The 12,952-nt window shown below is 44.5% G+C and carries 10 protein-coding genes; 4 read left to right on the top strand and 6 right to left on the bottom strand.

Going from position 1 to position 12,952, the window contains the following annotated elements; all coding sequences use genetic code 11:
* Window positions 1–555 precede the first annotated feature (555 nt).
* Window positions 556–822, bottom strand: a complete 267-nt coding sequence (locus tag HGO26_RS04015) for an Lpp/OprI family alanine-zipper lipoprotein (protein WP_006080732.1) — start codon at window positions 820–822, stop codon at window positions 556–558.
* A 233-nt stretch (window positions 823–1,055) separates the two neighbouring features.
* Window positions 1,056–2,306 (bottom strand): multifunctional CCA addition/repair protein, encoded by a 1,251-nt coding sequence (locus tag HGO26_RS04010; protein ID WP_168823470.1) that lies wholly within the window; start codon window positions 2,304–2,306, stop codon window positions 1,056–1,058.
* A gap of 178 nt (window positions 2,307–2,484) precedes the next feature.
* On the opposite strand from HGO26_RS04010, the gene HGO26_RS04005 reads away from it, so the two are divergent.
* Both HGO26_RS04005 and HGO26_RS04000 read left to right on the top strand, forming a co-directional pair.
* A complete protein-coding gene (locus HGO26_RS04005) occupies window positions 2,485–4,158 on the top strand; it encodes an ExeA family protein (RefSeq protein WP_168823468.1) in 1,674 nt (557 codons plus the stop codon).
* Entirely contained in the window at window positions 4,158–5,240 is a 1,083-nt protein-coding gene (locus HGO26_RS04000; protein ID WP_168823466.1) for a general secretion pathway protein GspB, read from the top strand. Before HGO26_RS04005 ends, HGO26_RS04000 begins: the two co-directional genes overlap by 1 nt.
* A gap of 107 nt (window positions 5,241–5,347) precedes the next feature.
* Here HGO26_RS04000 and nhaD read toward each other — a convergent pair whose 3' ends face one another.
* The 4 genes from nhaD to HGO26_RS03975 form a co-directional block, all read right to left on the bottom strand.
* Complete coding sequence (gene nhaD / locus HGO26_RS03995) at window positions 5,348–6,595, bottom strand: sodium:proton antiporter NhaD (protein ID WP_168823464.1); 1,248 nt, start codon at window positions 6,593–6,595, stop codon at window positions 5,348–5,350.
* A gap of 797 nt (window positions 6,596–7,392) precedes the next feature.
* Window positions 7,393–8,685, bottom strand: a complete 1,293-nt coding sequence (gene hemL / locus HGO26_RS03985; protein ID WP_168823462.1) for a glutamate-1-semialdehyde 2,1-aminomutase — start codon at window positions 8,683–8,685, stop codon at window positions 7,393–7,395.
* Between the two features lie 26 nt (window positions 8,686–8,711).
* Window positions 8,712–9,731, bottom strand: a complete 1,020-nt coding sequence (locus HGO26_RS03980) for an aspartate carbamoyltransferase (protein ID WP_105249881.1) — start codon at window positions 9,729–9,731, stop codon at window positions 8,712–8,714.
* Between the two features lie 196 nt (window positions 9,732–9,927).
* Window positions 9,928–11,652: a chloride channel protein gene (locus HGO26_RS03975; RefSeq protein ID WP_168823460.1), complete on the bottom strand. Its 1,725-nt coding sequence runs from the start codon at window positions 11,650–11,652 to the stop codon at window positions 9,928–9,930.
* A gap of 74 nt (window positions 11,653–11,726) precedes the next feature.
* Between HGO26_RS03975 and HGO26_RS03970 the strand changes: the two genes are divergently transcribed.
* Window positions 11,727–12,530, top strand: a complete 804-nt coding sequence (locus tag HGO26_RS03970; protein ID WP_168823458.1) for a DUF6776 family protein — start codon at window positions 11,727–11,729, stop codon at window positions 12,528–12,530.
* Window positions 12,523–12,873, top strand: a complete 351-nt coding sequence (erpA, locus tag HGO26_RS03965; RefSeq protein WP_006080742.1) for an iron-sulfur cluster insertion protein ErpA — start codon at window positions 12,523–12,525, stop codon at window positions 12,871–12,873. Before HGO26_RS03970 ends, erpA begins: the two co-directional genes overlap by 8 nt.
* Window positions 12,874–12,952: the final 79 nt, after the last annotated feature.

Here is a 12,952-nt window from a genome sequence, read left to right as displayed (position 1 = left end):
ATGCTTTAAAAGGCTATATTACTCAAGTCTATGATTCTGTTTGACGTTTTTATGTTATTTTTATGTTGGATAGGCTGAAGTTGTTATTATTTTTAACTTTAGGCCTATTTGTTCAGTGACAAAGACAACCTTCTTATTGCCTTTGTTTCCCATATAGCCTCGATTTTTTATCTATAGCTGTGCTTTAAATTAATAGCTTTCATTTCCCATAAATACATTTTTTATGATAAATGAGGCTGATTGTTAGGGATGCTTAAAAACGCAAACGAGAAGTTTAGATTAATAACGCGACTTTATTTAAAAGAGGAATAGCACTCGTTTATACAGAAGTATGCCAAGGCTAACTTTTAGGGGGGAGGTAGGCGAATCGCCTTTAACATGCCTTTGGAAGTTTAAAATCAATTTAGCGATTTTGTATTGCCGCATTCGCTATTCTTTGCATGGCAATCTTGAATTGCAGGTATAAAAAAAGGCTTAGATTGATGTGCTTATCGCTTTCATCTTTCTTAAGCCTTTTGTCTTAACTTACTAAATAGTAAGTTAAATTACCTTTCATTACTTCTTGTAACGAGAAGCAACGTTGTCTAAACGGTCGTTTGCGCGTTTAGCTTCTGCTTGTGCGTCCATAGATGCTGCTTTTGCATCTTTAACGTCTGCAGACAGTTTGCTTTGCTCTGATTTCAGAGAACCAACATCAGCTGACAATTGATCAACTTTGTTGCCCAGAGTTGCAACGCTTTCTTCCAGAGCAGTAGTGTTCGCGCAACCACCTAGTAGGGCAGTCATTGCTAAACCAGCAATCATCAGTACTTTTTTGTTCATTGTAAAAAATCCCTTAAAATAGGTTGGATTTGAATGTTTCGTTACTTTGTAAGCGAAACTGCCTAATTATGACATAGCTATTTTAATTTGCTACGAATATTAATGTGTTTAACCACTATAGGCATATAAATTTTTTTTAAAAGCTTTTTTTCTATGTGATATCGACATTTCTAATCGTAAAAAGGGGCATTATTCACCATGCAGTGATGCACGACTTACAAATCCTTTACAAATTACTGGTTATCCATCGGCAGTTTTGTTTGCATTTTTTGTTTAAACTGACTGACGGCCTCAACTCGATGTAAATTTAAGGCTTGTTTTATCTCTGCGCCTTGGAAACCAGTGGCAATGATGGCGGCAATATCGACATTATTGGCGACAGTGAAGCACTGAGTTAAATACTCTCCCTGAGGATATGGGATGTTTTCAAATCCTGTGCGGCCACGCATATCTGCGGTGCAAGCTAATATAAGTTGCGTTAAGCGCTCTGGTTTACGCCAAAAGTCAGCTTTATCGAATATTTTAACGATAGTTTCGGCTCTGAGCTCGAATGCCTGATGGACGTTCTGATGTTGGTCGCTGACGAGCAACGCCAGATCGCGTGCCTCATTCGGTACTCGTAAACGTGTACAGAGTGCTTTTATGAGTGGCAAGCCTTTCTGGCCGTGGCCGTGATGCTTTGGTAAATGCTCTTTTGGGCTCAGTGCTTTGCCCAAATCATGTACTAGGGCGGCAAACCGAACGCTTTTATCTCCAGTGAGCAGTGCGGCTTGAGCGAGCACCATTAAGGTATGCACGCCAGTATCTATTTCAGGATGCCATTTTTCAGGTTGAGGTATGCCAAATAAGGCGTGAATTTCAGGGAATAGGACTTCGAGTGCGCCACATTGGTGAAGTACCTCAAAAAAGACCTCTGGGTGAGGTCCGCCTAAACTTTTATCAACTTCTTGCCAAACTCGCTCCGCCGTTAAAGCGCTAAGCTCATCGCTTGCGCTAATTTGACGCATCAGTGCCAGGGTTTCTGCGGCAATTTGAAATCCTAAGGCATGAAACCTTGCGGCAAAGCGGGCGACGCGTAACACTCGCAGTGGATCTTCAACGAAAGCATCCGACACATGGCGTAACAGGCGCGCGTTAATATCCTCAATACCATTAAAAGGATCATATAAGTTGCCCTTTTCATCTTGGGCGATCGCATTGATGGTTAGATCTCGGCGCAACAAATCTTGTTCTAAAGTCACATCAGGGCTGGCGTGGCAGCTAAAACCACCATAACCCAGACCAATTTTTCGTTCGGTTCGGGCTAAAGCATATTCTTGTTGATTTTTGGGATGTAGAAATACGGGGAAATCTTTACCCACTTGGCGGTAACCCTGTTGCAGCATTTGTTCTGGTGTTGCTCCAACGACGAGGTAATCTTTATCTTTAATGGGAAGATTGAGCAGGCTGTCACGTACAGCACCGCCGACGAGATATATTTTCACAGGCAAGATTCGGCTAATGTGTCATGAACATAGCTTATCACGCTCATTAAGATGATGGATAAAGTCGTCGCGAGATATTTGCGCACTTATCTGTCACATTGATGTTGCAGATATTTTGACAATAACATTGGGACGCTTTAACGTGGGGCGTTATTTTTAAATTAGGATGATTGGTGGTATGTACAAGGCCTTTTACGGACTCAGCGATAACCCTTTTTCAATTGCACCCAATCCCCATTATTTGTTTCTGAGTGATAGGCACAGAGAGGCGTTAGCCCATTTAACCTATGGGTTAGGGGAAACGGGCGGCTTTGTGTTGTTAACAGGGGAAGTCGGCACGGGTAAAACAACAGTATCTCGCTGTTTACTTGGGCAATTGCCCGACAATACCGATACTGCTTTTATCCTTAATCCGTCGTTAACTGAGCTTGAATTACTCGCAACGCTTTGTGATGAGCTTAAGATTTCCTACGGCGACAATCCTACACTCAAGCAATTGACTGATCACTTGAGCCGTTTTTTATTGGCGAATCACAGCAAAGGTCGTAATACCGTGCTCATTATCGATGAAGCACAGCATTTACGTCCTGAGGTGCTGGAGCAATTGCGTCTTCTGACCAATTTGGAGACGGACACTAAGAAGTTACTGCAGGTGATTTTAATCGGTCAGCCGGAATTACAGCTGTTATTGAAGCGCCAAGAATTGCGTCAGTTAGCTCAGCGGATCACGGCTCGTTATCATTTATTGCCGCTCAATGAAGATGAAATTGCCCTCTATGTGCTGCATCGTTTGCAAGTGGCAGGGCGGTTTGAGCCTTTATTCACCCGCAAAGCCGTTAACGTTTTGCAGAAATACAGTGGCGGCATTCCTCGATTAATTAACCTTTTATGTGAACGTTCACTGATGGCAGGCTATGCACAATCGCGGGTGCCCATAGATCATCATATGGTGCGGCAAGCCGCGGCTGAAGTATTAGGTGAAGAAGAACCGACTCAAAATAGGTATTTGTGGCCGACAGCAACCGCTGTGGCTTTATGTGTTGCGTTTGGTGTGTCTTATTGGTTATTTACTGATAAGTCAGTCAATACGGCGCCAGCGTCCAATTTGGTTACTGAGTCTGTGCCAACAAATGTGGCGTCATTAAATGCTCAAACCTTGGGTGGTGAAGGCGTCGCTGATAAGTCAGTAAAACCGACTAATCAACCAAGCGGTCAGACTTCCATTCCCGATCCTAATCAACGTCTGTTAAACGAGGCGATTAATCAGAGTCGCAATATCGATACTGCTTTTGCAGGTTTATTTAGCGTGTGGGGCAAAGTGCCCTATAAAGGCTTGACGGCTTGCCAATCGGCGGTTGAGCAAGGATTAGCTTGCTATCAACAGCAGGGTAACTGGATGTCACTGACTCGGCTTAATTATCCGGCTGTCGTGTATTTGGTTGATGACAAGCAACAAGATTTTTATGGTGCAGTGCTTGCGGTAGAGGGGGAACAATTACTGATGCAACTGGGTGAGCAACAACTTTGGGTTGATAGAGCTTGGTTTAATCAACATTTCAGTGGCACCTTCGAAATATTATGGCAAGCACCTAATTTGCCTATGATGGATATCAGTCAAAAATCGAGTCCTGGTCAATTACAGTGGTTAGAGAATGCGTTAGCCCATGTGAATGGACGTAGCCCCCGTCGGGTTAATCAATTTGATGTGCAATTGGAAAATGATCTTAAAACCTTCCAAAGTCAGCATGGATTAAAAGCCGATGGTATTGCAGGGAATCAAACATTAGTGAGATTAAATTTGTATTTAAGTCAGCAAGGCCCAAGGTTAACTGATGATGGGGCGCGCAGCTGATGTCCATTTTACTCGATGCCGTAACCCGCAACAAACAACAGCAACAATCACCGTTACCTGATGCTGTGATGACGCCAAGGGCGAATTATCCACAGCCTCGTAAATCGGGTGTGCCGATAGGAAAACTGTCTATATTAGTCGTTGCAGTTGCCGCAGGAATTGGTGTGGCTTGGGGATTAAGCGTTTGGGATAAAACTCGACTTCCCCAAAGTGATACTGTGGAAGTGGCTAACGTACTGCCATCAACTTCATCATTGCCACCCTCGACTGCGATTAAAAATGAGCTTCAGTCTACGGTAGGAGCTGCCTCTGAGCTCCAAGTTGAGCCCAGTGCTGCTTCAGGTGTTCGGCTTGCTGGGAAAGTGGCGCTTCCTCGGACGCAGACTTTACCCGAGCTAACGGTATCGCCGCAATTTCAGGCTGAGACTGTAGTATCAAATGCGCCTCAAATGAATGCTAGCGCGAATATAACGACCAATTCTGTTGGCATGCCGGCTCAAAGTGATAGCAATTCGGGTTTTAGTGATTCAAGCTACGCAGATTATATGTCGACGTCAGCCCAAGTTGATGCGGCAAGTCAGGAAGCGGTTGTGCCAGCAGAGACGCAAGCACAGCAGCCTATGATATTAGGTGCTAATGCCAATGAGTCGGGTCTAGCGAGTCTTGAAGCCCTGCGTCAGCAAGTCAGTGCCGCGGCGGAAGATGTCGGTTTAGAGACCAATAAAAGTCGCGATGAAGATAAGTTAGTGGCTTCCTTTCAAAATGCATTAAAGGATGTGGAATATGTTAATGCTGCAGAGACGAATGTCACTGAGGCTAAATTAGATCCTATCCCCGAAACTGCTGTGGATGAAATTCCGAAATACGGCCAATTACCTGCAGGTCTGCAATTACAAGTGCCTGAATTTAATATCGTTGCTCATGTTTATTCCAGCGACCCCGCCCAGAGATGGCTGAATGTAGACGGTGCAGAGTTACAAGAAGGGGATATGATTGCTGGTAAGCTGAAAATCATCTCTATTCGTCCAAGGGACATAGTGTTAGATATTCAAGGAACCCAGTTTAAGGTGCCCGCAATCTAATCAGGTATTACGATAAGTCATGCTAGCGGTTATTTGTGGTAACAATAAATAAGTAGTTGATAAAAAAGGCGCACTAGGCGCCTTTTTTGATCTTAGTGAATCTCAACTTAATCAAACAGTCTGTTGGCTAAGAACAGTGTCAGTGCGTAACCGACGCTATAGCAGAGAAAAAGTGCTGGAACATACTTCAAATAACTCACGAAGGTTAGCTCCTTTACTTTACTCATCGCCACAATACCCGCAGCCGAACCAATCACCAGCAGCGAACCACCCACGCCGACACTGTAGGTTAAACCAAGCCATTCAGGTGTATTTAATACCGGGCTTGCTTTTAACAAGGCAGCAGTCAATGGGACGTTATCAATTAAGGCTGAACCCATACCTGTGACGAAGTTTGAGATGTTTGGATTATACAAAGTATAAGCTTGGGTCAGCATATCTAAGGTGCCGATTTCTTTAAGCATACCAACAAGCAGTAAAATACCTAAGAAGAACAATAGGGTGTCATATTCTACTTGGCGGATATATTCAAGGATCTTGATTTCTTCTTGATCACTACGTGTGGTATGACCAATCAGGAACATAATGGATAGGCCTGTTAAGAAGGTCAACACCGGCGGGATACCAAACAATATGTTGAGTAGCATGGTCATTAAAATGGTGCAGAAGAAGACGAGGGCAATCAATACATCAACGGTTTGATAAGTATGTTTGATTGGCGTCGTACTCACAATACCTTCAGCTTTGAGTGAGAATAGGGTTGCCAGCAGAATCACGCTGATTGTTGATGGAATAAACAGCATCAATAGTTCAGACATCTGCACGTGGCCCGCTAAGAATATCATTAGTGTCGTTACATCACCGGTGATCAACGCGACACCGCCTGAGTTAACCGCGAAAATAATTAACACGGCCATTCTACGGCGCATTTGTTTGTCGAGTTTAAAGGTGGTTAATAAACCTAAAGACACTAAGGTTGCGGTGACGTTATCACAAAATGCCGAAAGCACTAGCGAAAACAAACCGACTTGAACCATTAGCATGCGTACTGAAACCTGCTGTGGAAATAGCTTTTGCACCATGATTTGGATCATGCCTTTAGCATTCAAATATGCTACGAAGGTCATGGTCGACATCAGAAAGAGCCAAAGAGTGGCGATTTCGAGTAAATTCTCATTGAGTTGTTCGGCAACGATTTTCTCATGGGAAGGATCCCCAGCAGCCATAAACAGCGCTACCCAAGAGATACAACCAAAGAATAAGGTTGTTTTTGCTTTATTAAGGTGGGTCACTTCTTCGAAAATAATACTGAGCAATGCGAGCACGGCCAGTAAGATGAGAAAGGTATTTAACATAACTGCAATTCCAACTGCTGTTTTGATGTCGTAGGGCGACTTGAGTCAACCTAAAGATTGGGCATATCAAGGCTAAATTAAGCTAGCCGTGTTAGCGCGTGCGGATCAGAACATAATGGGCTAGAGAACGCAACTGTTAGCTGTAACTCAATTTAATGCTTCTTTGTGATGTCCATCTCATGCTTTTTGGTTGCTAATTAGTTTTATATGTTGGTTATTGTGATTATTGCAGCGTTATTAACTGTATTGTTTGATTTGATTACCGCGTTAAAAGTGAGATCTACGATTAAAGTCTAAGCAGTTAGTTTGCATATTCTTCAATTAATTTTTATTCAGGTCGATATTCCTGAATTGTCATGCCTATGTAGGCAGGCATTTTTAATGCTTGTCTTTTGAATGAGTGCCACTCGGAAGTAGAGTGCTCTTAGCACTCAGTCCTGCAGAATTCTGCGTCTTGAGCTTGTTTGGGTATCAATACTGGATATTGTGTTTTGGAGTAGAGGAAAATGACATTTGTTATCTGGAGTCTTTTGCTTTTAGGCTCACTCGTTTGGTTAACGTATTGTGGTAAGCAACTTATTGCGCTTGGCGTGATGGGTTGGCCTTAGCACGTTATTGAGCATATCCACTTGACCTTACAATTCATGGTGGCTGGGATAATATTTAAATCGGCTTTAGGTTCTAAAAAGTCTGATCGTTATTAAAGTGACACAAAGTTAACTAAATCTAATAAAAGCAAAGGGACGCATTGGCGTCCCTTTGTTATGTTTAAACGGCTTAAATACTAAAGTTTAGGCTTAGCTTGCCGCTTTCATGCTAGCCAATACGCGATCTGCCGCTTCTAAGGTTAAGCGCATCTCTTCTTCGCCATGTGCCATTGACAGGAAGCCAGCTTCATAGGCACTTGGCGCTAAGTAAACACCTTCATCTAGCATGCAGTGGTAGAAAATACGGAACTGTTCGATATTGCATTGGGTCACTTGGTCGAAATGAGTGATCTTGGGTTGTTCCGTGAAGAAGAAACCGAACATACCACCAACATAGTTGATCGCCATTGGAATACCGTGCTTATCCGCAGCCGCTTTAAAGCCTTCTGCAATACGTTTGGTTTTCGCGCTCAGTGCTTCGTACAGACCTTCTTCACACAGGGCTTCCATTTGTGCCAGACCCGCTGACATCGCAATGGGGTTACCCGATAACGTACCCGCTTGGTAAACCGGACCCGTAGGGGCGATAAATTGCATCACATCTTTACGGCCACCGAAAGCCCCCACTGGCATACCGCCACCAATCACTTTACCGAGTGTGGTTAAGTCTGGTGTGACGCCGTAGTAACCTTGAGCGCCACTTAGTGATACGCGAAAACCTGTCATCACTTCATCGATAATCAACAGCGCGCCAAACTCATCACACATATCACGCAGGCCTTGAAGGAAACCTGGGACAGGTGGAATACAGTTCATGTTGCCAGCAACGGGCTCGATGATGATGCAAGAAATCTCAGTTGGATACTGCTCGAACAGGGTTCTAACTGAATCTAAATCGTTATACACAGCCGTTAAGGTGTGTTTGGCGAAATCTTCTGGAATACCTGGTGAGCTAGGTTGACCTAACGTTAACGCGCCAGAACCGGCTTTCACTAACAGGCAATCTGCGTGGCCGTGGTAGCAGCCTTCAAATTTTAAGATCTTGTCACGATTAGTAAAACCGCGTGCTAAACGGATAGCACTCATAGTAGCTTCTGTGCCTGAACTCACCATGCGTACTTGCTCGATAGAAGGCACCATAGAGATGACTTTTTCGGCCATTTGCACTTCAAGCTCAGTTGGCGCACCAAAAGATAAGCCATTTTCCACCGCTGCTAATACAGCTGCACGGATTTTAGGATGGTTGTGGCCGAGGATCATCGGGCCCCAAGAACCGACATAGTCGATATAAGCTTTACCATCGGCATCGTAAATATAAGCGCCGTTAGCTTTTTCAATAAACAGGGGCGAACCGCCTACACCATTAAATGCACGAACCGGAGAGTTAACGCCGCCGGGGATGGTTTTTTTAGCCTGTTCAAATAGCGCTTCGGAACGGGTCATGTTTAGTCCTTAAAGTCTGTAGCCAATTAGCGATCGGCTTTACGTGAATACCAATTAACCGGACACTCATATTTTTCGAGTTGATTATCAACGCCGAGTGTCAATGCAAACAAAGCCATGCGAATTAACAGCCCATTATCCGCCTGTCTGAAGATAGCAAGATTGGGATGGCTATTTAAATCATTATCTAACTCGTTGGCTTGCGCCCGTGAATCCCTTGGAAGCGGGTGCATAATGACTGTGTTAGATTTGCAATGCTGAGTGTAAATACTGCGATTTAAGCGGAACTTGCCGCGATACTTATTTGCTTCTTCCTGCGAAGGGAAGCGTTCTTCTTGAATGCGAGTGAGATACAAAATATCTGCTTGATCTAAATGGCCTTCAAGTTGGTCGGTTATTTTGATGCTATGGCCAGCATTTTCAATGTCGGAGATCACATAATCAGGCATAGCTAATTCAGCAGGTGAAATCAGTGTGAAACTGATGTTCTTATACATGCAGAGTAAGCGTGATAGTGAATGCACAGTGCGGCCAAATTTTAAGTCGCCGACCATAGCGATGTGCATGCCATCGATACCGCGGCCAGCACACTTGAGTTCTTTTTGGATAGTGTATAAGTCGAGCAAGGCTTGGGTCGGATGCTCGTTCGAACCATCGCCGCCGTTGATCACTGGGACGCGGCTGCCTTCTGCAAACTCTTTGACCGAGTAAGAGTCTGGATGGCGCATGGCAATGACATCAGAATAGGTGGATAACACCCGCGCCGTATCGTACAGGGATTCACCTTTAGATAAAGACGATGAAGCCATGCCTGTGGTTTCACGTACATGGCCGCCGAGCAAGTTAAAGGCACAGCCAAAACTCACGCGGGTACGGGTACTCGGTTCGAAAAACAGGTTACCTAAAATGGCGCCATCGAGCACATTATTGCGCTTCTCTCGAAGTGCATAGGGCATCATGCGGCTAGCGACATTAAAAATAGTTTGGATTGAGTCAAGATCTAACTGGTTTACGGAGAGGATATGGGATCCTTCGAACTGATTCATCAGCCTGTTTTCCAATTTGCTAGGGGGCATTTTAAGCAGCATTATCGCGCTTATCTGCCCTGATGTTATGTAGGGTGGCTGAGGCGCGATTGTAGCAGAAGCACTGGGGCAACGAAATAGCCACATTGCCACTGTGTTAGATTTTTGCGATGAAGCCCAAAGCTTTTAATCTGCCGTCTCAGGTTTTGAAGCGATATTAGGCTTGGCCTGAACGAATCTCCTGTTGTAGGTTCGACCAACTGATCACCCCAACCACATTGTCTGGTGTATCTTGATAGATAAACACCTCACCGCAGCGTTTGGGCGACAATAGTGAATAGACTTCATTGAGGGTGGTGCTGTCGCTTAGCCCTTGCATGGGATGGCGTGATAGCGTGGTACTGTCATCATAGGATTGCATTTCAAGACTAAGCATTTCGATAATGCCATCGGCATTGCGGACTAGCACAGGGCGACCTTCGGCGCGTTTTAGCACTTCGAGTAACAATTCATCGTTGTTATTGACGATAACAAAGCGTTTATCCATTAAGGCTCGCACGCCTTTTTTCTGCAGTGCTAAATTCACGGGGGCGACCTTATAACCTAGTCCCATAATTTCTAATTGCTTAAAGAAAATGGAGTCGGTCTTAAAACCCTGATAAGCAATTAAAAAAGCCGGAATTGTTACAAACATTGCCGGTAAAATAATGCTGGCGTCATTAGTCATTTCTAACAGGGCGACTAAGGCGGCCAGCGGCGCGCTTAAACACACGCCCATCATGGCTGTCATGCCTATTACAGTGTAAAGCCCTACATAAGGGGCGATCGACGGGAATAAGATAGCACTGATGAGCGCCAAAATCGCCCCGAGCAGCGCGCCGATACCATAAAGTGGACCAATCAAACCACCGGGAATACCTAAGCCAATCGCCGCAATAGTGGCGATGGTTTTGGCAAATAACAGGGCGATTAACAGCAACAGGCTTGGATGTTGGCTAATGGCTTCGCTAATGGCGAGATCGCCAGTGCCAAGGGCTTGCGGCAACACGAGACCGATTAGTGTGGTGACACTGCCCGCCAGTAATAGTCGGTAAATCAGTGGCCAGTTTTGCCCCGTCGCGGTAACTTTTAAGAGTGAGTAATTAAACAGCGCCGCAGCGCAGCCTAATACTACGCCGCCGATGGCGAGAATAGGGTAGTGATCTAAGGGAATGTGGATCACTTGAATACGGTCAAATTCGTGCACATTACCAAACACTAATTGGCTTGAAACCGCGCCACAAATTGCGGAGAGCATAATCGGGAAAAAGTAATGGATTTTATATTCACGTACTATCACTTCGAGTACAAAAATCACCGCCGCCAAGGGCGCGTTAAAAGTGGCGGCAATCCCTGCTGCAATGCCACTGGCACACATGATGCGTACGCTATTATCGGGAAGATTGAATTTTTCAGCGAGAAAACTGGCGCTGACAGCACCCAGATGAATGGCAGGACCTTCACGGCCGACTGAGAAATTTGTGCCTAGGGCAAAGAGTGCTTGAAAAAATTGCCCAGCGGCGGATTGTAGGGGGATTTTACCATAATGTAGTTTAACTCTATGTAACACATAGGCTATTCCCATACGTTTGTAGCGTTTGGAGCCCAACTTCGCCACTATCCAAATTAATATTGCGCCTAAAAGGGGTAACAGGGCTCGCCAGTCGGCGACGTTCCCCGTAAAATCCAGCGCCTGTATTTGGGTGTAATGATTAGCCCAAACGAGCAAGAGTCGAAACAGTAAGATCACACAGGATGCAAAAATAGCAAATAACAGTGCCAGTATGCACAGCTGTGCACTGATGCGGGCTTGAGATAAATGGTCACGTAGCTCATTGGTTAAATACTTTTTGGCTGTGACTATGGCATGTTGGATAGCGACTTTATTTATCGTTAATTGCACTACATTGGCCTGAGTTGTATTGTATCGAACTCGTTCTTGAGTTGATTGTATTTTATATAAGGGGCTGTTACCTAATGCCAAATTATCATCGTTGGCTAGATCGGCTGCAAGTGATGGATCTCAAGTATCGTCCATCTTCAGTTTATTTATCGCTTTTAGTGTTAGTTTCTATTCTTTTTGGGGCTTGGATAAGTTTTCTGCTATTAAGTAGCGATGAGCCTGTTGTTAAGCATATCAGCAGCAAGACTCAACGCTTGACCGCTGAGTTAGAGGCACAGACCCAACTACTTGCAACCCGAAATTTAGAGCTGTCCGTCGAGCGCGAGGCTAATACCCAAATGCAAGAAATGTTTGGCCAGCAAATGAAAAAGCAAAAAGAATTGGAACATGAGCTGGCGTTTTACCGCAGCATTATGACACCGGATGATAATGCTGAAGGTGTTGCTATTCACGGACTTGAAATGACGCGGGGCGCTTTGGCCGATGAATATCATCTCAAGTTGGTGTTGACTCAGTTGCAAAAGCGTAAGCAAGCTATTCAAGGTCGAACTGAATTGACGCTCATTGGTGTGCAAGATGGCAAATCTGTTAGCTTGAGTGTGAACAAACTCACGGGTTCTAAGTTGGAATTTGATTTTCGCTATTTTCAAGTCATAGATACCAAGGTCACTGTTCCTGCTGGCTTTAATTTACAACAAGTGAAAGTCAAAGTGCTGGTGCCTTCGAGCCGCTGGACTAAGAATTCGCAGACCGAACATGTCTATAGTGCCCCTGAGTTATTACAGGGTGAAAAAGAACCACGGGTAATACTTGAACAAAACAGTCAGGTAAAGGATAATTTGCCCCAGAAAACTGATGTAAGAGGTAGTAATGACTGATCAAGCTGATACAGCAATGCCAATCCAATTTACCGATGCGGCAGCCGCTAAGGTGAAAGGTTTGCTGGAAGAAGAGCAAAATCCTGCACTTAAGCTACGAGTCTATGTGACTGGTGGTGGTTGTTCTGGATTTCAGTACGGCTTTACCTTTGATGAAAAGGTTAATGACGGCGATTTTACGATAGAAAAACAAGGCGTTCTCTTGGTTGTCGACCCTATGAGCCTACAATATTTAGTCGGTGGTGAAGTGGATTACACTTCAGGACTGGAAGGTTCTCGCTTCTTCGTGAAAAACCCTAACGCAACCACAACTTGTGGCTGTGGTGCCAGTTTCTCTGTGTAAAAATTTTTTCTGTTTAATGATGACTAACTTTGCATCTTTTTAGGTGTGGAGTGAGATCAAAAAAGCCGTCACAATGACG

The organism is Shewanella oncorhynchi (genome assembly GCF_012584455.1).
GTDB classification, from domain to species: domain Bacteria; phylum Pseudomonadota; class Gammaproteobacteria; order Enterobacterales; family Shewanellaceae; genus Shewanella; species Shewanella oncorhynchi.
Note: the sequence above shows the minus strand (reverse complement) of the source record. Positions and strands in the feature narration are given on the sequence as shown.

What these genes read in the sequence shown, in the direction of transcription:
- HGO26_RS04000 (WP_168823466.1), top strand. Translation starts at nt 4,158, where the DNA reads ATGTCCATTTTACTCGATGCCGTAACCCGCAACAAACAACAGCAACAA.
- HGO26_RS04005 (WP_168823468.1), top strand. Translation starts at nt 2,485, where the DNA reads ATGTACAAGGCCTTTTACGGACTCAGCGATAACCCTTTTTCAATTGCA.
- hemL (WP_168823462.1), bottom strand. Translation starts at nt 8,685, where the DNA reads ATGACCCGTTCCGAAGCGCTATTTGAACAGGCTAAAAAAACCATCCCC.
- HGO26_RS04015 (WP_006080732.1), bottom strand. Translation starts at nt 822, where the DNA reads ATGAACAAAAAAGTACTGATGATTGCTGGTTTAGCAATGACTGCCCTA.
- HGO26_RS03970 (WP_168823458.1), top strand. Translation starts at nt 11,727, where the DNA reads ATGCCAAATTATCATCGTTGGCTAGATCGGCTGCAAGTGATGGATCTC.
- HGO26_RS03980 (WP_105249881.1), bottom strand. Translation starts at nt 9,731, where the DNA reads ATGAATCAGTTCGAAGGATCCCATATCCTCTCCGTAAACCAGTTAGAT.
- erpA (WP_006080742.1), top strand. Translation starts at nt 12,523, where the DNA reads ATGACTGATCAAGCTGATACAGCAATGCCAATCCAATTTACCGATGCG.
- nhaD (WP_168823464.1), bottom strand. Translation starts at nt 6,595, where the DNA reads ATGTTAAATACCTTTCTCATCTTACTGGCCGTGCTCGCATTGCTCAGT.